Below are 17129 nucleotides of genomic sequence, written 5' to 3'. Positions count from 1 at the left end.
ATGGCGGTCCGGATCAGGGCGGTTCGCGAAGGGGATCTTCCGGCGCTCTACCGGATCTCGCTCCTGACCGGGGACGCGGGCGGGGATGCGAGCCACCTCTACCGCGATCCTGAAATCATGGGTCATATCTATGTCGGCCCCTATTCCATGCTGCAGCCGGACCTCTGCCTCGTCGCCGAGGACGCGGAGGGCGTTGCGGGCTATGTGATCGGCACCGCGGACACGCGCGCCTTTGAGGCGCGACAGGAGGCCGAATGGTGGCCGTCTCTCCGCCGACGGTATCCCGATCCGGGTGCGGAACCCGACCCGCACTGGGATGCGGACACGAAACGGGCGCACCGCATCCATCATCCGGAGGGCGTGATCCCCGACGAAGTTGTGGCGACACATCCGGGGCATGTGCACATGAACCTGTCGCCGCGTCTGCAGCGCCGCGGAATCGGCACGCGGTTGCTGGAGACCTGGTATCCGCTCGCGCTGGCAGCCGGGGCGCGGCGGGTGCATGCGGCGGTCAATCCAGGCAATGCGGGAGGGCTCGCATTCTGGAGGCGCGCCGGGTTCACGCCGATCGAGCTTCCGCCGGAGAAGGACACCGGCAGGGCGATCTGGCTCGGGCGGGAGCTTCCCTGAGCCTGCGGTTCAGGCGAGCAAAAGCCGAAGTGGCTGGTTCGTTTTCACCAGATCCTCCAGCGTGCAGCTGTCGAGCTCCGCGAGGAACGCCTCGACGGCCCGGTGCAGGACGCCATTCAGGCGGCAGGCGGGCGTGATCAGGCACTCGTTGCGCCCGGTCCGGAAACATTCCACCACGTCGAAATCGTTTTCCATCCGCCTTACCACCTCGCCGATCCGGATCTCCGCCGCCGGACGCGCCAGCCGGAGACCCCCGGAGCGTCCCCGGAGCGCCTCGACGAACCCGTCATGGGTCAATGCGCTGGCGAGTTTCATCAGATGCGTTTTCGAGATCCCGAAGCGGTCGGAGGCCTCCTTGATGGTCACCAGGCGGCCGGTATTGACCGCGAGATGCATCAACAGGCGGAGGGCATAGTCGGTCTGCACATTGAGCCGCATGACGCGCTCACTTCAGGCCGAGCGCGAGAGATATCCCGGCCCAGATATAGAGCGGCAGGGGCGCGGCGACCCAGAGCAGGAGGATCGGTCCGATCCTGCGCCAGAGAGGAAGGCGGTGTTTCATCATGTCTCCTTTCAGCCGACGGCGTTGACGGCGGTCAGCGCGACGAGCAGGGCGATCCAGCCGAAGAAGGCGCCGCGCGCGGCGAAGACCAGCGCGCCGCCGGTCTCGTCGAGGAAGGATTTCCGGCCGAGACGCTTGTCTTCACGGCTGCCGGTCTCGAGCGCCGTGAGATAGATCAGGAAAAAACCGGCCGTGGCGGCGAGCGCCAGCAAGGTGATGATCTTGAGAGCGATCATTTGTCCTCTCCTTTCGGGATCTGCAGTTCGGGCAGGCCGAACATGGCGAGCTGCAGGCTGGTGGCGATACGCTGCGCCCGCTCCATGAAATGGAAGACCGCGCCGGGGGTGGGGGCGGTCTCTTCCAGTGTTTCCTGGAAGAGTGCGAGCCAGCGCTCGAAATGCGCGGGACGAACCTCCTTCAGCGCGAGGTGCGCCGGGACCGGCTTGCCGGAATATTGCCCGCTGTTGAGGGCCACTGAGCTCCAGAAGGCCTTCATCCGTGTGAGGTGCGGTCCCCAGTCCGAAATCCGGCGGGCGAAGACCGGGCCGAGCATCCCGTCCTGCCGGACCTTCCGGTAGAACGCCTCGACGAGACGGTCGATATAACTCTCATCTATCCCGAGCGCGGCGGCCTGAGCCTGGATTTCCGCCCGGCGTTCGGGCGCGCTGCGGATCGGTTCGATGCTCATTGGAGGTCTCCCTCTATAAAGATGAATTTAATATGCATCTTTAATTGTGCAACTCAAGAAGCCTTGCGCACCTGCGACAATCCGCGCCGGGGCAAGGCGGCGGAGGGTCAGTCGGCGGCGGCCTCGATCGCTTCCATGTCGTCGTCGGAGAAGCCGAAATGATGGCCGATCTCATGGATCAGCACATGGCGGACAATGCTTTGCAGGTCCTCGCCGCTCTCGCACCAGTAATCGAGGATCGGGCGGCGGTAGAGGAAGATGCGGTTGAGGTCCGACGGGCTCGCCATGCTCTCCGCCTCGCCGAACGGGATGCCGGCATAGAGGCCGAGGATATCGAACGGACTTTCGGCCTCGAACTGGTCCAGCACGTCCTCTTCGGCGAAGTCGGTCACCAGAAAGGTCACGCCCCCGGTTTGCGCGCGCAATTCGTCCGGAATCGTCGCGAAGGCCTCGCGTGCGAGGCGTTCGATATCGTCGAGGGTTGGCGGTTCGATCATCCGGGTCATGCCAAGGCTATAAACGGCGCGCGGGTTTTGCGCTAGCATGGACACCGAACGTTGGAGAGGGAAGCCGACATGGTCAAGAAGCTGGCCGGGGCGGAACGGGATCAGGCCCTCGCGGGATTGCCGGACTGGAGTCCGGTCCAGGGCCGTGACGCGATTTCACGCAGCTACCGCTTCGGCGATTTCGCGCAAGCCTTCGCCTTCATGACGAAGGTCGCGGAGATCGCCGAGGAGATGGACCACCATCCGGAATGGTTCAACGTCTACAATCGGATCGACGTGACGCTGAGCACGCACGATGCGGGCGGTCTGACGAGGCTCGATATCGATCTCGCCGTGCAGATGGACGAACTGGCGGAAGGCGAGCCGGCGACGGACTAGCGCCCGCTCAGACCTCGCCTGCGAGCCAATCCTCGATCAGCCGCCGGGCAATGGAGTCCTTGCTCGGCAGGCCTTTTCCGAGTGCCCCGAAATTCAGTAGCTCCTCGCGGCTGAACCATTGCGCGTCCTCGAGCTCGTCGTCGCGACGGAAGATCTCCGTCGTCTTTGCCTCGGCATGGAAGCCGAGCATGATCGAGGCGGGGAACGGCCAGGGCTGGGAGGAATGGTAGCGCACGTCGCGGACCTCGACGCCGGTCTCCTCGTAGACCTCGCGTGCGACCGCCTCCTCCAGCGTCTCGCCCGGCTCGACGAAGCCGGCGAGGGTTGAGTAGCGCCCCTCCGGCCAGACCGCCTGGCGTCCGAGCAGGGCCTTTTCGCCCGCCGCGTCGTGAACCAGCATGATGACCGCCGGGTCGGTGCGCGGGAATGCCGGCGCGCGGCAGCTTTCGTTGCTGCAATTGCGCTGGTGCCCGCCTTTCGAAATACGGGTCGAGGCGCCGCAGACGCCGCAATAGCGGTGCCGCTGGTGCCAGTGCATCAGGCCGCGCGCATAGGCGAGCACCGAGCCCTCGAAGCGCTCCAGCACCGGGCCGACCTGGCGCAGGTCGAGAAATTGTCCGGCCTCACCGATGAGCCCGGCCGCCTCCTCCTCCTCAAGATGGGAGAGATCGACCGCGACATGCGCTTCCGCACCGCGATTGCCGAGGAAGATAACGGTCTCGGAACGTTCGACGAGGGCGGCGAACTCCCGGGCGTTCAGCAGCGCCGCCGACGGGGTTTCGCTGTCAGCGCCGAGCACCAGCGAGCGGCTGCGCCAGACCGGTACCAGCCGGGTGGTTTCGTCGCCGACAAGCCGCTCCAGCCAGCCCTCCTCCTCGCGGAGATGGGCGCTGCGGTCGAGCCCGCTGAAACCGTAGATGTTCGGCTTGCGGCGGGTGAGATCTAGGGGATATCCGGATGTCATGGCGCCGGAGTTTACACGCTCCGGCGCCGGCGGCAATCACGGGTTGGAAGTTGCCCGGTATCACGCACCGCCCCCGTCCTCGATCGCCGCCTCGAAGAAGCTCTCGGAGTCTTCGCATTCCCGCAGCCTGCCGTTATCGACCCGCCAGAACCGCGTTGCGACCGATCGGATGAAGGTCCTGTCGTGCGAGACGAACAGGCTGGTGGCCTCATGAACCTTGAGCTCGCTCTCGAGGGCGAGCTGTCCCTCGATGTCGAGATGGTTCGTAGGCTCGTCGAGCAGGTAGAAATTCGGGAACGACAGGTGCAGGACGAGCATCGCGAGCCGGGCCTTCTGTCCGCCGGAGAGGCGCCCTGACGGACCCGACTGGCGGTCGATGGCTATGCCCGCGCCTGCCAGCAGGCTCCGTGCGCGCTGGTCGCCGATATCGAAGTGGTCGCAGATGATTGAATGCGGGCTGGTCGCGTCCGGAATGCCGACCAGGGCCTGATCGAGGTAGCCGAGCGCGAGCGACGGCGTGGCCTTGATGCCGGGGAAGATCGTTTCGGGGTCCGACAAGGCCTTCTGGACGCGCGACAGGAACTGGGATTTCCCGCATCCGTTCGGACCCATGAGCGCAATCCTGTCGCCCCTGTGCACACGCAGGAGTCCCGTCGTGAAGAGCGGATTGCCATCGGGTGCCACAATTTCCAGACCGTCGAGGGTCAGGAGCACGGAGGCATGGCTTCCCCGGTTGCCAAGCCGGATGCGTCCGGCCGACCGCTCGCGATGCGCCGGGCGCGCCGCTTCTTCCAGATCCTCGGCTCTCTGCTTAAGCTGCCTGGTCTTCGTCAGCAGAAGATCGCTTCCGGAATTGATGCCTATGTTCTTCAGCTTCGCGGCCTGATGGCGCAGCTTACGGGCGGTCTTCAGATCTTCCTGAAAACGCTTCTCTTCGAACTGGTCCATGTCGTCCAAGGCCGCTTTCGCCTGGCTGTACGACAGGGAAAAGGATTCCGAACGATCCGGCCGGATGAAGAGGGTTCTGTTCGTCACCGTATCGAGGAAGGCGCGATCGTGGCTGCTGACAAGAAGAGCGGTGTCGCGCGGGAGGGCGTTGAGCCAGGTTTCCAGTCGATCGATCCGGGCCAGGTCGAGATGGTTTGTCGGCTCGTCCAGTAGCAGAACATCCGGATCGTTCACTGCCGCGCGCGCCAGCAAGACCAGCCGTTGCCAGCCTCCGCTCAGTTCGGACAGTTTCCGGTCGCGAAACGGCTCCGGGACTTCGAGCGTTTCCAGCAGGACGTCCACCCGCCAGGACTCGCTTTCCGCGTCGGCCGCGTTCATCGCGTCCAGAACCGCCTGACGGAATGTCAGTTCTGCAAGGGAGGAGGGCAGGTGCTGTTCAACGCAGCCGATCGTCAGTCCGCGTGCGAGCAGGACATCGCCGGACGTAGGCTCGGCGGTGTCGGCGATACAGCGGAGCAGCGTGGACTTGCCGCGTCCGTTCGCGGCGACGACACCGACCCGGTCGCCTTTCGAGAGAGTGAAGTCGAGGTTGCTGAACAGCGGCTCGCCATAGGAGAAGCCGAGGCCGCGCAAAGTAACAAGGGTCATTGGAAGTCTTCCGGTCCGCCGGACGGGGATGGCGCGGGATGCCGCTCGAAGCGGCCATGCCATCAAATCCGGTAAATCTGCAGAACACGGTCCGGCAGGATTGAGAATCCACCGTTACCGCTCTCAAGGGCAGACCAAGAAGAGGGTGCTCTTTACGCGTCTCTGTGGTCAGCCCTGCAAACGCATTTGCAGGGCATGAACAGGGCCACGTTTTTTGTCATGTTGGACCAGGGGAGTCATGACTACGCCGTTTGTTCTGCGATTTCTGTCCAATAGCATCGAACACGGCCGATGTCATCTCCCGGTTGCGCGCCCGTCTATCCGCTTTCGTGCACGCACTCGAAGTCGCCAATGGGAACCTGATGGACCGCGAGCCCGGTCTCGGCGCGCCAGTGCAGAAGCTGGAGCTGCGGCGGTTCCATGAAGACCCTGAAGCCGGGCTCATGGTTTAAGTCGAGGCCCATCTGGTGCGCCGTCGAGGAGCAGATGTTGGCCGCGGTGCCCGCCCAGCGACGGTGTACGGAGCGGTGAAAATGACCCGCGAGCACGATTTCCACATTATCGAACCGGCGGATTACCGCCGCGAGGGCATCGCCGTCGCGGCAGCCGATCTCGTCCATCTTCGCGCCGGTCGCGAAGGGCGGATGATGCAGCATGACGATCGCCGGACGATCCCGTACTGCATGGAGGGCGGCCTCGAACCAGTCCCGCCGGTCCGGGGCGATCTCTCCATGCACTTCGCCTTCGACCAGGGTGTCGAGTGCGATCAGGGTCAGCGGTCCGATTTCGGCGACATAGTCGAGATGCCCCTCGGCCGGCATGTAGCCGTCCGGGGAGAAGGCGGATCGCATGTTCTCCCGGGCGTCGTGATTTCCGGGGACCACATAGACCGGAATCCCGAGGCGGCCGACGCTCTCGCGAAAGATCCGGTAGGAGCCGACCGTTCCGTCCTCGGAGACGTCGCCGGCGACGAGCAGGGCATCGGGGCGGGGCGTGAGGGATGCCAGCTTGTCGACGGCCGCTTCCAGGAACGATCTGGTGTCGATGGACCCATAGGCCGGGAGCCCGCCATCCATCAGGTGGGTATCCGTGATCTCGGCGATCAACATGCCCGGCACTCCCCCAATCTTTGACCCTATTGCACGGGTCCGTCGCCGAATTGTCCAGTTTGTTTCCCTTTGCAATTCGGCGAATGTGAATTAAGTCACCTTGACGGGGGAACTGGCGCACATTGGAAACGTTTTACTAGCATCACCTTTGCGCAGCCGGCTTCCGGCGAGATCACATTCGAAAAGACAGGAGACCGAAATGGCCCTCGAACTGCCTGCCCTTCCCTACGATTACGAAGCGCTCCAGCCGTACATGTCGAAGGAAACCCTCGAGTTTCACCACGACAAGCACCATCAGGCTTATGTGACCAACGGCAACAAGCTGCTCGAAGGCACTGGTCTCGAAGGCAAGTCCGTCGAGGAGATCGTGCAGACCGCCTACAAGGAAAAGATGGCCGGCCTGTTCAACAACGCCAGCCAGCATTGGAACCATGTCCAGTTCTGGCAGATGATGAAGAAGAACGGCGGCGGCGCCATTCCGGGCGCGCTGGAAAAGAAGATCGTCGAGGATCTCGGTTCCGTCGATGCCTTCAAGGCCGCCTTCATCGATGCCGGCGTCACCCAGTTCGGCTCCGGCTGGTGCTGGCTTGCGATGGGCAGCGACGGAAAGCTGAAAGTCACCAAGACGCCGAACGGCGAGAGCCCGATGGCCTATGGCGAGACCGCGCTGCTCGGCTGCGACGTCTGGGAGCATTCCTACTACATCGATTACCGCAACCGCCGTCCGGACTATGTGAAGGCGTTCATCGAGAACATGGTCAACTGGGACTATGTCGGCGAGCTGTTCGAAAAAGCCAGCTAAGCTTTTCTGCACAAGAATGTTTCGGCGCGGGTCCGCTTCTGGCGGGCCCGTTTTCGTTTCCGATGTGAAAAATTACCATGCCGGGAAGGCGACCCGCAAAAACGGCCATAAATTGGAAAAGACTTAAAAAAGTACTCAGATTTTGAACGATCTGGTAGCAGATCGAGCTTTCGTTTCAATGTTTTGCAGGCCAAGGAGTGATCTATTGGCTGAGCAGATGTCGAAATTCGTGATCGCAGCCTTCGGGTTCAATCTGGCCGTGGCGGCGGTGATATGCGCCGAGTGGAGCGGGCTTGTTTCGTGCGCCTCGTCCACCTCCGCCATCACACTCGGTTTTCTCGGTGCCGCGTCGCTTGCGATGATGCTTCTCCGGTCCAGGGCAAGAGACATCGGGAGCGAATTTCAGCGTCTCAAGGTTTCCGAATCCCGCCTTGGGCAAGGCGGAAGCGGGCTCGGAATGCATACTGTGTTCAATCTTGTCGTGAAGGTGTTGGAGGGAACGCTCCAGTGCCGCAGCGAACCGGGAAACGGTGCCGAGTTCGAGATCCGCTTTCCGATCCGGCCTCCGAGGCCGGCTTAGTCCGATCTCATTCGAAGATATCCGGATGGCCGGTTATCCATTCGTCGGAATCAGTCGGCCAAGGACATCGCTTTCAGATGTCCCCGGCGCCTTGAGAAACATGTCACGACGACCCTTGCTTTCCGCTCCCGAATTTGCACACTCAATGGTGTAACTGGAACGGAGGAGACAGGATATGGCGCCAGCACCAGCCGCCATGGTCCGGGCGGTGGAGCAGGGCGACATCGCACCTCCGATCGCATTGCGCAATAAGGCCGGAGGCGAGTTTAACCTCGCCGCCGACGAAGTCGCCGGCGACTTCAACATTTTCGTTTTTCTCGGCCACAACGCTGCCGCCAATTTAGCCGCAGTGACGGCATTCGTTTCCGCTCGCGATCAGTTGGCCGGATATGGCGCGCGCGCCTATTTCGTGGCTGCCGGCAAGAAGTGGCCGGAGCTTCCGGCAGACGTGGATACGGGCGCCGTCCTGCAGGACATCGAAGGCAAGGCATTCTCGGCATTTGGTCAGCAGGCTCTCTTCGGGCGGGCGATCAGCACGGCGCCAACCACAGTCTTGGTTGCGCCGAACCGCCATATTCTCCGTGTGCTCGAAGCGGAATGGCCAGACCATACGAAGACGGTTCTGGAAGAGCTGGAGGCGCAGTCGGCGCTGCGTGCCGCTCAGCCATACCGGATGCATCCACCTGTGCTTCTGATGCCGGACGTCTTCAGCCCCGGCGATTGCAGGCATTTGATGAGCGTCTATGCGATGCAGGGTCAGGAGTTTGTCGAACCCGGACACCACAAGCTCCAGAACCGGACCACCGACTGCAAGATGCGGATCCCGGACTACGGTCGCGAAGACCGTATTGACCATTGGGTTATCAATCCCGAGACCCAGGCTTATATCGACGAGCGGATCGCAAAGCGTCTCTTGCCGGAGATCCAGAAGTCCTTCCACTACAAGGTAACGCGCCATGAGCGTTACAGGATCGCCTGCTATCAGGGCGAGCGTGGCGGGCGCGCGCACGGACATCGCGACAATTCTAGCGCGATGTCTGCTTATCGCCGTTTCGCGGTGACCATCAATCTAAACTCGGATGAGTACGAAGGTGGTGAAATCTGGTTTCCGGAATTCAGCAAGCAGTCCTATAAACCTCCCGCAGGGGCCGCGATCGTGTTCTCCTGTTCACTGCTCCATGAGGTTCTGCACATGCGAAAAGGCAGACGATTCGCTTTGCTAGGATTTCTGTTCGGCGAAAGCTGAATGCGATCCATTTCCGGTTTCAAACAGGTTGTCGCGTGTCCCTGAAAATCTCTGTCTATGTTCCCTGCTACAACGCCGAACGCACGATCGGCGCCTGTCTCGCATCGCTGATTGCGCAAAGGCGTAAACCGGACGAGATCCTGGTTGTCGACGACGGCAGCACAGATCTCACGCTGACGGTCGCCAAGCGCTATCCCGGCGTCAAGGTCATTCATCATGCTGTCAACAAGGGGCTCGCGACCGCGCGCAATACGGGAGTTCAGTACAGCAAGGGTGATCTGATCGGATCGATCGATTCGGATTGTGCCGCCGACCCGCATTGGCTTCGGATTCTTGCGGAGGAAATGGAGCGCAATCCCGAACTGACCGGCGTCGCGGGCGCGGTAAACGAGACCGAGCGGAGCACGATTGCGGATCGCTGGCGGACCTACCACATGCGGCAGCACTACGGGAGGGGCGTGGTGGAGAACCCGCGTTTCCTCTTCGGTGCCAATACATTGTTCCGCCGAAGTGCGCTTGAGGCAGCGGGACCCTATCCCGCCCATTTGCGGACCAACGGAGAAGATTTCGAGATCTGCAAAAAGATCTATGCAAAGGTTCCGGATGCGAGATTGCGCTATTTGCCGGGCGCTTTCGTCCATCATTTGCGCCGGGATACTCTCAAGTCGATCGCGCACGCCTACTGGCGGTACCAGACCTATGTCAGCTGGTCGCGTCCGCATCTGCGGTCAATCCGGCGAACCCTGCGGCAGACCGCATTCTGCGTGAATCTTATCTGGCGGCATTACCTGCCGTGGGACTTTCGGAACAAGCAGCGAGACCTGACCTGGGCCGCGATTTATATCACCGCCGTGCTGCCCTGGCTGCAATTGCGCCAGCATCTGAAGAACCGGGCCGACCTGAAACGGATCAGGAAGAAGATTGAGGCGGCCAAGACTACGGCCTCCGGCAATTGAAGTCGTCTAGATTCTGGCCCGTTATCCAGCGTCACGGTACGCTGACCAGCGGAGACTCGCCCGACGGTTCCTGAGAGGCCTTCCCGATGTTCAGATATTCGATCGCCCTCGGCGGGGTGACCTTGGCGCTGCTGGCGGTCGTCGTCCTGCTATGGGCCGGCGTCGGTCCGGCCACGGGAACGGGGCTTGCGGCTGCCGTTTCGCTGGCGGCAGTCGCTGCCGTTCTGGTCGTGATGCTGGCGATCAGGTCGCGGACAGCGGAGAGCGAACTTCGCCGTTACAGGGAAATGGAGTTCCTTTTCGGCGCAATCTTCGAGCATTCGCCGGTCTGCATGAATCTGAAGGATCCGACGGGCCGGTATCTCATGGCCAACCGGGCCTATTGCGAGTGGTATGACCAGCCCCGGTCCGAGGTGATCGGCAAAAGCTCCCAATCGATCGTCTCGCAGTCGACCAGGAACAGCGGGGAAATCGAGCGCGTCGAGGCCGAGGTCGCGGAAACGGGCAGGCCCGCGACGCTGGAGATCGAAGCCGAGCGTCTCGGGCGGCGTCATAACAGGGTTCTTGTGAAATTTCCGGCATTGGACGACAGAGGCGTCGTGATCGGCCTCGGCACGATCGCGATCGATGTCACCGAAGCGAGAGAGGCTGAAGCGGCCCTTTCCGCGGAACGCGAGCGCGCGGCGCATCTCGAGGCGATCCTGCGGGGCGCCATCATGGCCATGCCGGCGGCCTTCGCGATCTTTGACCGCGAGGACAAGCTCGTCATCTGCAACAGGGAATTCGCCCAGTTCAATCCGACTTTCCGGAACGATCCCGATCTCGCGGTCGGTCTCAGTTTCAGCCAGATCGTTTCGGAGATCGTGGAGTGCGGACTGGTATCGGGGCTCGACCCGCAGGAAGCCGACCGCTTCATCGACGAGCGTCTCCGGATTCACCTCGATGCAACCGGTACTCCGCACGAGGAACTGCTGGGGGAAAGGACCTGTCTGACCTACGAGACCCGAGTTCCGCAAGGCGGGATCATTCTGCTGCGCCAGGACGTCACCGATCAGCGCTTGCTCGAACGTCAGCATCAGGAGGCTGAGGATCTCTTGCGCAACCTGTTCGACAATTTCGGGCATGGGATCATGATCCGGGATCGGGAGACGCGGCTTGTTCGCGCCAACAAGGCTGCACTCGAACAGATCGGGCTGAACGCGGAACAGATCGTCGGACGTACGACGAAGGAGATGTTCGAGCTTCTTGGGGCTGAAGACCGCACCGGGGATGTCACGGCGCAGGAAATCGCGATGATGGAGAAACGAGAGCGCAAGGACTCTCTCATTTCTCGGGCCGGACCCGACGGCAAGCTCGCGCATCTTCAGATCAGCCGCTTTCCGATCGTCGACCGCAACGACACGGTGCAGGGCCTGGGCGTCCTGCGCTACGACGTCACCGAACTTATCGAGTCCCAGCGCGCGCTTGAAAGCGCGAAGGACGATCTGGAGAAGAAGGTCTTTGAGCGGACCGAGGAGCTGCGGGTCAACGAGCGTAGATTCCGCATCCTGGCCCACGCCTCTGCCGACTGGTTCTGGGAATGTGACCAGGACCTTCGCTTCACCTATCTTTCCGAGAACTTTCCGACACCGCAGGGGCTGGCGATATCGAAGCTCACCGGAACGCGCCTGCCCGACTACCGTGCTCTGTTCGGCGAGGACGAAGAGGCGGCGCGCACCATGCGCGAGGCGTTCGAACGGCGTGAGCAGGTCCGGGATTACGAGATCGCCGGCACGTCCGAGGGTATGCCCGGTCATTACCGGCTGAATGCGATCCCGCTCTGGGAGAGCGGGAAATTCGAAGGGTATGTCGGCGCGGTCACGGATATTTCAGAACTGCACGAAGCCAGGCAAAGCCTGATCGAGTCGGAGCGGTTGGCGTCGCTCGGATCGATGGTTGCCGGCATCGCGCACGAAATCAACACGCCGATCGGCATCTGTGTCACTGCGGGCTCCACTGTCTCGAGTTCCGCCAGTGGTCTCATGACGGCGCTCGAAAGCGGAAACCTCAAGAAGAGCGAGTTCGAGGCCTCCCTGGCCCGGATCGTCGAGGGGATGCGGCTCGTGGATACAAATCTCGAGCGTGCCGCAAAGCTGATTTCGAGCTTCAAGAGCATCGCGGTCGATCAGACCAGCGAGGAGGAGAGGACGTTCAACCTGCTCGGATATCTGCAGGACATCATGGACAGCCTCAGCCCGCAGCTCCGGCGGGAGGGGGTCGGGGTCTCGATTTCCGGGCCGGATGATCTCGTTCTGAGGAGTTATCCCGGGGCGATCGCGCAGATTCTGACCAATCTGGTGATGAACTCGATCATCCACGGTTTCCCGGCGCGCGATCGCGGCAAGATCTCCGTCAAGGTTGCCCGGTTGGGGACCTTTCTCGAACTGACGTATGCGGACGATGGCGAGGGGATGGCGGAAGAGACGGTGAAGCGCATCTTCGACCCGTTCTTCACGACGAAGCGCGGTCAGGGCGGCAGCGGTCTCGGCATGCATATCCTGTTCAATCTGGTCACGCAGATCTTGAAGGGCACGGTGCGCTGTGAAAGCGCACCGGACGAGGGCGTCGAGGTCGTGATCCGCTTCCCGATGGTCGAGCCCGAGGGCTGACCTATCTCCTCGCCACGCCTGTTCCGGCGCGATCAGCCTGAATAAGCCTCTGACAAGTCACTGATACGCATTGTAAAAATCTTGCGGCGAATATAATCTTTTAAAAAAAAGATGGAATTAGGCCGCGTGATCGAAACCAGCCGCCTTAGCCAGAACGGCTTCAATTTCCTGACCATCCGCGTCGAGGAGCCGCTGACGGGCGATCTGGTTGGCTGCGGAATGGCGCTGCTGAACAACTATCCCGAATTCGGCCGGGGCATTCCGGTCCTCTGGGACCTCCGGGCCTCGGACCTGTCCCGCTACACCACCCGGGACATGGAAGAAACCAACGCCTATCTCGCGCAATATCCGGGACGCCTCAATGTCAAATCGGCCAGCCTGCTCCTCGATGAGGGAGCATTGTTCCTGGCCCGGCTTTGGTCGGTCTACCGGATCGAGCAATTTCCCCAGGAGCGAAAGGCTTTTCTGAAGTTCGAGGATGCCGTCGCTTGGCTGGCGGCCGACTAGCCGTCGCCGGGTGGTCCCGGTGCCTTCCCGTCCGGTCGCCGAAAACTCAATGCGGGCCTTGTCCTGACTGTTCATCAATGTAAGGTAGCGGTGATTGGGCGAAGCGTTCGGAGGGAGCCATGTCGAGAATGTTTCAAGCCGCTGCGGCCATGTCGATGGCCGCACTTCTGGTCTTGCTCGTCCCTCCGATGCGTGCCGGCGCTGGCACCGTTCTTGAAAAGATCGTCGCCGGAAAGACCATCGCGCTCGGTCTTCGCACGGATGCGCCTCCCTTTGCCTCCAAGGACGGAACGACTCTGAGCGGTTTCAGCGTGGATCTATGCGGCCTGATCGCGAATGTCATCGTCGATACGGCGGGTATCGACGGGCTGCAGGGGAAAATTGTCCAGGTCGACGCATCGAACCGGTTCGAGAAACTGGCCGCCGGCGAGATCGACGTGTTGTGCGGCGCGACCACGGCCACACTGTCGCGGCGCGAGCAGGTTTCTTTCTCCATCCCGACTTTCATCACCGGCGTCGGCGCCGCGGTGCGTTCGGACGCACCGGATCTGCTGAAGGAGGTCTTGCTGACGAACAGTCCCGCGAATGCGTCGCGGGCAGTTGTGGCGACTGCCCTGCAGGGGCGGACATTTGCCGTGCGCAAGGGGACGACTTCCGAGGCCTGGCTGATGAATAGCGCGATTGCGAAGATCGAGGGTGTGAAGATCGAGGTCGTCGAGACTCACGACCAGGGAATGGGCCGGCTCTCGGCGGGAACCATCGACGCCTATTTCGCCGACCGCGCCATTCTTGCCGGGCTTATCCGCAAGCGGGCGCTCAGCCAGTTCGAGTTCTCCCGCAAGAGCTACACGCTGGAGCCCTACGCGCTGGCGATTCCGCGCGGCGACGAGGATTTTCGGCTGCTGATCGACCGGGCGCTCAGCAAGCTCTATCGCTCGGGGAAGATCCTCGAAATCTTCGAGGCTCATTTCGGCCAGCCGAGCCCGGAGGTGCGGTTCTTCTACGGCGCCGTCTCGCTTCCCGAATAGTCGCGGGCGGGTGGATCAGCGCATTAGCTGGTATGGGATGTAGAGCGCGAGATCTTTCCAGAACCAGAGCAGCCCGGCGGTCATCAGCATGAAGATCGCGAAGGGGACCGCACCGCGCGCGACATCCTCCAGCCGCGCCTTGGCGACGGCCTGGATGACGAAGAGGTTCATGCCCACCGGCGGGGTGATCAGGGCGGTCTCGATCAGCACCACGAAGAAGATCCCGAACCAGACCGGATCGATCCCCATGTTGAGCACCGCCGGCAGCATGACCGGCACCATGATCAGCAGCATCGAGAGGCTCTCGAGGAAAAAGCCCATGATCAGCAGCACGAAGCCGACGGCAAGCATGAAGAGGCCGGGCGTCGTGATGCTCTCGGTGAGCAGCGAGGAGATGGTCTGCGGGATCAGGTAGAGCGTGATCGCGTAGGAGAAGACCTTAGCGCCGGCGATGATGATCAGCACCATCACCGAGGTCTTGAGCGACGCCTCGACCGCTTCCTTCAGCTTCGGCCAGTCCATCCGGCCCATCGCGAAGGTGATGATCAGCGCGACGATGAAGCCGAGGCCAGCGCTTTCCGACGGGGTGGCGATGCCGAGATAGATCGAGCCGACGACCGCGACCGCGAGCAGGATTGTCGGCAGGGCACCGAGCGTCGCATTGCCGCGCTCGCTCCAGTTCGCGGCGGCGACCCGCTCGTATTTGCCGGAGACGCGGGCATGGATCATGCCGTAGATCGTGAAGACGGTGGCGAGGAACAATCCAGGTCCGACGCCGGCAAGGAACAGGGTTGGGATCGAGGTCTCGGAGATCACGCCATAGACGATCAGCGGGATCGAGGGCGGGATCAGGATGCCGAGCGTGCCGCCGGCGGCCAGCATGCCGAAGACGAAGCGCCGGTCGTAGCCGCGCGCGACCATTTCCGGGATGGCGACGGTGCCGATCGTGGCGGCGGTCGCGACCGAGGAGCCGGAGATCGCGGAAAAGAGCGTGCAGGAGAGGATGGTGGCGACGCCGAGCCCGCCCGGCCAGTGGCCGACCCAGCTCTGCACGGCGGAATAGAGATCGCGTCCGACGCCGCCCTTGAGCAGCACGTTGGACATCAAGAGGAACATCGGCACGGCGAGCAGCTCGAAACTGTCCATCGAGCCGTGCAGGCGCTGCGGCACGGCGACCATCGGCAGGCCCTTCAGGGCGAGCAGGATCACGCCGAGACCGCCGAGTGCGAAGGCGACCGGGGTACGCAGCAGCAGCAGAGCAACCAGTGCCGTAAGGATCAGAAAGGCTTCCATCTCAGTGCGCGCCTTCCAGGACGTCGTCCTCGGGCAGGTCCTCGGTCCAGACGCGGATGAGCTGCGCCATTCCCTGCAGCACCAAGAGCGCGTTGCCGACCCAGACCGGCGCGCTGGTGATCCATTTCGGCGGCGCGAGATAGGTGTCGGTGGTGTGACCGGCGAGGGTTTCCTTCAGCCAGAGCGAGAAGCCGTAATAAATCGCGACCCCGGCGAAGACGAACATGACCACGATGGCGAGGCTTTCGGCGAGACGGCGCCAGAGCGAGTTCGGATTGCGCAGGACCAGCTCGATGGTCACCATCTCGCGGTGCTTCAGGACGTAGGCCGCGCCGAGATAGACCACCCAGACCTGGAGGATGCGGCTGACCTCGTCGACCCAGATCGTCGGGGCGATGAAGACGTAGCGCATGACGATCTCGAAGGTGATGAAGAAGCCGACGGCGACGAGACTCCAGGCGCAAAGCTTGCCTGTAAGCTCGGATAGAGCATCGATGCACCGCAGAATCATGACGGCACTTCCCTGACCTCACGGGTCCGCTGGAAAAGAGTGAGGGAGGCGGATGGCTCCGCCTCCCTCCGGCGGTCTGGTTACTTCGCGGCGGCGCGCGCGGCGTCGACGGCGGCCTGGCCGGCGGCACCGTTTTCCTTGATGAAGCGGTCGACCACGCCGGCAGTCGCCTGCTTCCAGGCAGCGCGTTGCGCATCGGTCAGCTCGACCACGTTCATCTTGCCGCGGGCTTCGGCGACGGCGTCCTCTTCCTCGGCGAAGATCGCGTCGCGGAGCTGCTGCTCGACCTCGCGGGCGGCGTCGTCGATGATCTTCTTCTGTGCGTCGGTGAGCCCTTCGTAGAAGTCCTTGTTCATGACCGCGACGAACTCGATGTCGCTGTCATAGGTCAGCGTCATGTGGTCCATCACCTCGTAGAGCTTACGCGACTTGACGGCGGAAGCGCCGGTCATGCCGACATCGACCGCGCCCTGCTGGTAGGCGAGGAACTGCTTGGAGCCGGACATCAGGGTCGGCGCGCCACCGAGGGCCTCGACGGTCCAGCCCTGCATCTTGCCGTAGGTCCGGACCTTCTTGCCCTGGAGGTCGGCGGGCTCGACGATCGGCGCGGACTTGCCGAGATAGATGTTCCGGCCGAAGGCCTGCCACCAGAGGATCTTGTTATTGGTCTCCTTCAGGATGGCGCCGTCGATCTCCTGCCGCAGGGCGGAGCCCGGCGCGACCGCGGCCCGGAGATGGGCCTCGTCGTCGAACATGAAGGGGATCGCCATGACGTCGACCGTCGGCACGGAGCCGGTATAGCGGGCGATGGAGGCGGAACCGGCCTCGATGGCGCCGGAGCCGACCGCGCCCGGAACCTCGTTGTCCTTGAACAGCTGGGCCGACGGGAACAGCTCGATCTTCAGGTCGCCGCCGGACTTCTCCTCGACGATCTTCTTGAAGGCGAGCCAGTTCTGCCCGAGCGAATGCTTCTCCGGCAGCTGCAGGGTGACGCGGATGGTGGTTTCGGCGAATGCCTGCACCGGCTGAGCCATCAGGGCGGCTGCGGCGACGGCACCGAGAATCCAACGCTTCATGGGTTTCCTCCTTTAAGGACTGGTCTTCTGGGTCATTCGAAAGGTTCGT

General features: G+C 62.5%; 19 protein-coding genes. 9 read left to right on the top strand and 10 right to left on the bottom strand.

Going from position 1 to position 17129, the window contains the following annotated elements:
- Window positions 1-630 carry a GNAT family N-acetyltransferase gene (locus IG122_RS13325; RefSeq protein ID WP_193184294.1) on the top strand — a complete coding sequence of 210 codons (630 nt, stop codon included), beginning with the start codon at window positions 1-3 and terminating at the stop codon, window positions 628-630.
- 9 nt (window positions 631-639) lie between these two features.
- Here IG122_RS13325 and IG122_RS13320 read toward each other — a convergent pair whose 3' ends face one another.
- The 4 genes from IG122_RS13320 to IG122_RS13305 form a co-directional block, all read right to left on the bottom strand.
- The gene (locus tag IG122_RS13320; RefSeq protein WP_193184292.1) at window positions 640-1068 is read right to left on the bottom strand and encodes an Rrf2 family transcriptional regulator; all 429 of its coding nucleotides are present in this window, start codon (window positions 1066-1068) and stop codon (window positions 640-642) included.
- A 135-nt stretch (window positions 1069-1203) separates the two neighbouring features.
- Entirely contained in the window at window positions 1204-1428 is a 225-nt protein-coding gene (locus IG122_RS13315) for a hypothetical protein (RefSeq protein ID WP_193184289.1), read from the bottom strand.
- On the bottom strand, window positions 1425-1880 hold the full coding sequence (locus tag IG122_RS13310) for a group III truncated hemoglobin (protein WP_193184287.1): 456 nt from the start codon (window positions 1878-1880) through the stop codon (window positions 1425-1427). Before IG122_RS13310 ends, IG122_RS13315 begins: the two co-directional genes overlap by 4 nt.
- A gap of 107 nt (window positions 1881-1987) precedes the next feature.
- Window positions 1988-2377 (bottom strand): metallopeptidase family protein, encoded by a 390-nt coding sequence (locus IG122_RS13305; RefSeq protein WP_226893557.1) that lies wholly within the window; start codon window positions 2375-2377, stop codon window positions 1988-1990.
- A 78-nt stretch (window positions 2378-2455) separates the two neighbouring features.
- Here IG122_RS13305 and IG122_RS13300 point away from each other — a divergent pair, with 78 nt between their 5' ends.
- On the top strand, window positions 2456-2764 hold the full coding sequence (locus IG122_RS13300) for a 4a-hydroxytetrahydrobiopterin dehydratase (RefSeq protein WP_193184284.1): 309 nt from the start codon (window positions 2456-2458) through the stop codon (window positions 2762-2764).
- A 7-nt stretch (window positions 2765-2771) separates the two neighbouring features.
- On the opposite strand, the gene nudC is transcribed toward IG122_RS13300, so the two are convergent.
- The 3 genes from nudC to IG122_RS13285 form a co-directional block, all read right to left on the bottom strand.
- Entirely contained in the window at window positions 2772-3728 is a 957-nt protein-coding gene (gene nudC, locus IG122_RS13295) for an NAD(+) diphosphatase (protein WP_193184282.1), read from the bottom strand.
- A 60-nt stretch (window positions 3729-3788) separates the two neighbouring features.
- Window positions 3789-5324: an ABC-F family ATP-binding cassette domain-containing protein gene (locus IG122_RS13290; RefSeq protein WP_193184280.1), complete on the bottom strand. Its 1536-nt coding sequence runs from the start codon at window positions 5322-5324 to the stop codon at window positions 3789-3791.
- A gap of 317 nt (window positions 5325-5641) precedes the next feature.
- Window positions 5642-6433, bottom strand: coding sequence for a phosphodiesterase (locus IG122_RS13285; RefSeq protein WP_193184278.1), 792 nt, complete (start codon window positions 6431-6433; stop codon window positions 5642-5644).
- A 199-nt stretch (window positions 6434-6632) separates the two neighbouring features.
- Here IG122_RS13285 and IG122_RS13280 point away from each other — a divergent pair, with 199 nt between their 5' ends.
- From IG122_RS13280 to IG122_RS13250, 7 genes are all read left to right on the top strand, one after another.
- A complete protein-coding gene (locus IG122_RS13280) occupies window positions 6633-7235 on the top strand; it encodes a superoxide dismutase (protein WP_193184276.1) in 603 nt (200 codons plus the stop codon).
- A gap of 205 nt (window positions 7236-7440) precedes the next feature.
- Window positions 7441-7815: an ATP-binding protein gene (locus IG122_RS13275; RefSeq protein WP_226893555.1), complete on the top strand. Its 375-nt coding sequence runs from the start codon at window positions 7441-7443 to the stop codon at window positions 7813-7815.
- Between the two features lie 175 nt (window positions 7816-7990).
- Window positions 7991-9061, top strand: coding sequence for a 2OG-Fe(II) oxygenase family protein (locus tag IG122_RS13270; RefSeq protein WP_193184272.1), 1071 nt, complete (start codon window positions 7991-7993; stop codon window positions 9059-9061).
- A gap of 35 nt (window positions 9062-9096) precedes the next feature.
- A complete protein-coding gene (locus IG122_RS13265) occupies window positions 9097-10017 on the top strand; it encodes a glycosyltransferase (RefSeq protein WP_193184270.1) in 921 nt (306 codons plus the stop codon).
- Window positions 10018-10103: 86 nt separating this feature from the next.
- The gene (locus tag IG122_RS13260) at window positions 10104-12665 is read left to right on the top strand and encodes a PAS domain-containing sensor histidine kinase (RefSeq protein ID WP_193184268.1); all 2562 of its coding nucleotides are present in this window, start codon (window positions 10104-10106) and stop codon (window positions 12663-12665) included.
- A gap of 126 nt (window positions 12666-12791) precedes the next feature.
- Window positions 12792-13172 carry a hypothetical protein gene (locus IG122_RS13255; RefSeq protein ID WP_193184266.1) on the top strand — a complete coding sequence of 127 codons (381 nt, stop codon included), beginning with the start codon at window positions 12792-12794 and terminating at the stop codon, window positions 13170-13172.
- 119 nt (window positions 13173-13291) lie between these two features.
- Window positions 13292-14200: an amino acid ABC transporter substrate-binding protein gene (locus IG122_RS13250; RefSeq protein WP_193184263.1), complete on the top strand. Its 909-nt coding sequence runs from the start codon at window positions 13292-13294 to the stop codon at window positions 14198-14200.
- Between the two features lie 15 nt (window positions 14201-14215).
- Here IG122_RS13250 and IG122_RS13245 read toward each other — a convergent pair whose 3' ends face one another.
- The 3 genes from IG122_RS13245 to dctP all read right to left on the bottom strand — a co-directional run bounded on the left by IG122_RS13245 (window position 14216) and on the right by dctP (window position 17080).
- Window positions 14216-15493 carry a TRAP transporter large permease gene (locus IG122_RS13245; protein ID WP_193184261.1) on the bottom strand — a complete coding sequence of 426 codons (1278 nt, stop codon included), beginning with the start codon at window positions 15491-15493 and terminating at the stop codon, window positions 14216-14218.
- Between the two features lies 1 nt (window position 15494).
- Window positions 15495-16004, bottom strand: a complete 510-nt coding sequence (locus IG122_RS13240) for a TRAP transporter small permease (RefSeq protein ID WP_193184259.1) — start codon at window positions 16002-16004, stop codon at window positions 15495-15497.
- Between the two features lie 80 nt (window positions 16005-16084).
- A complete protein-coding gene (gene dctP, locus IG122_RS13235; RefSeq protein WP_193184257.1) occupies window positions 16085-17080 on the bottom strand; it encodes a TRAP transporter substrate-binding protein DctP in 996 nt (331 codons plus the stop codon).
- Window positions 17081-17129: the final 49 nt, after the last annotated feature.

This window comes from Nisaea sediminum (assembly GCF_014904705.1).
Taxonomy (GTDB): Bacteria; Pseudomonadota; Alphaproteobacteria; order Thalassobaculales; family Thalassobaculaceae; genus Nisaea; species Nisaea sediminum.
The sequence above is the reverse complement of the archived record's forward strand: the minus strand, read 5'-3'. Positions and strand labels throughout refer to the sequence as shown.

What these genes read in the sequence shown, in the direction of transcription:
- IG122_RS13240 (WP_193184259.1), bottom strand. Translation starts at nt 16,004, where the DNA reads ATGATTCTGCGGTGCATCGATGCTCTATCCGAGCTTACAGGCAAGCTT.
- nudC (WP_193184282.1), bottom strand. Translation starts at nt 3,728, where the DNA reads ATGACATCCGGATATCCCCTAGATCTCACCCGCCGCAAGCCGAACATC.
- IG122_RS13315 (WP_193184289.1), bottom strand. Translation starts at nt 1,428, where the DNA reads ATGATCGCTCTCAAGATCATCACCTTGCTGGCGCTCGCCGCCACGGCC.
- dctP (WP_193184257.1), bottom strand. Translation starts at nt 17,080, where the DNA reads ATGAAGCGTTGGATTCTCGGTGCCGTCGCCGCAGCCGCCCTGATGGCT.
- IG122_RS13290 (WP_193184280.1), bottom strand. Translation starts at nt 5,324, where the DNA reads ATGACCCTTGTTACTTTGCGCGGCCTCGGCTTCTCCTATGGCGAGCCG.
- IG122_RS13270 (WP_193184272.1), top strand. Translation starts at nt 7,991, where the DNA reads ATGGCGCCAGCACCAGCCGCCATGGTCCGGGCGGTGGAGCAGGGCGAC.
- IG122_RS13320 (WP_193184292.1), bottom strand. Translation starts at nt 1,068, where the DNA reads ATGCGGCTCAATGTGCAGACCGACTATGCCCTCCGCCTGTTGATGCAT.
- IG122_RS13250 (WP_193184263.1), top strand. Translation starts at nt 13,292, where the DNA reads ATGTCGAGAATGTTTCAAGCCGCTGCGGCCATGTCGATGGCCGCACTT.
- IG122_RS13260 (WP_193184268.1), top strand. Translation starts at nt 10,104, where the DNA reads ATGTTCAGATATTCGATCGCCCTCGGCGGGGTGACCTTGGCGCTGCTG.
- IG122_RS13310 (WP_193184287.1), bottom strand. Translation starts at nt 1,880, where the DNA reads ATGAGCATCGAACCGATCCGCAGCGCGCCCGAACGCCGGGCGGAAATC.
- IG122_RS13305 (WP_226893557.1), bottom strand. Translation starts at nt 2,377, where the DNA reads ATGATCGAACCGCCAACCCTCGACGATATCGAACGCCTCGCACGCGAG.
- IG122_RS13245 (WP_193184261.1), bottom strand. Translation starts at nt 15,493, where the DNA reads ATGGAAGCCTTTCTGATCCTTACGGCACTGGTTGCTCTGCTGCTGCTG.
- IG122_RS13325 (WP_193184294.1), top strand. Translation starts at nt 1, where the DNA reads ATGGCGGTCCGGATCAGGGCGGTTCGCGAAGGGGATCTTCCGGCGCTC.
- IG122_RS13285 (WP_193184278.1), bottom strand. Translation starts at nt 6,433, where the DNA reads ATGTTGATCGCCGAGATCACGGATACCCACCTGATGGATGGCGGGCTC.
- IG122_RS13280 (WP_193184276.1), top strand. Translation starts at nt 6,633, where the DNA reads ATGGCCCTCGAACTGCCTGCCCTTCCCTACGATTACGAAGCGCTCCAG.
- IG122_RS13300 (WP_193184284.1), top strand. Translation starts at nt 2,456, where the DNA reads ATGGTCAAGAAGCTGGCCGGGGCGGAACGGGATCAGGCCCTCGCGGGA.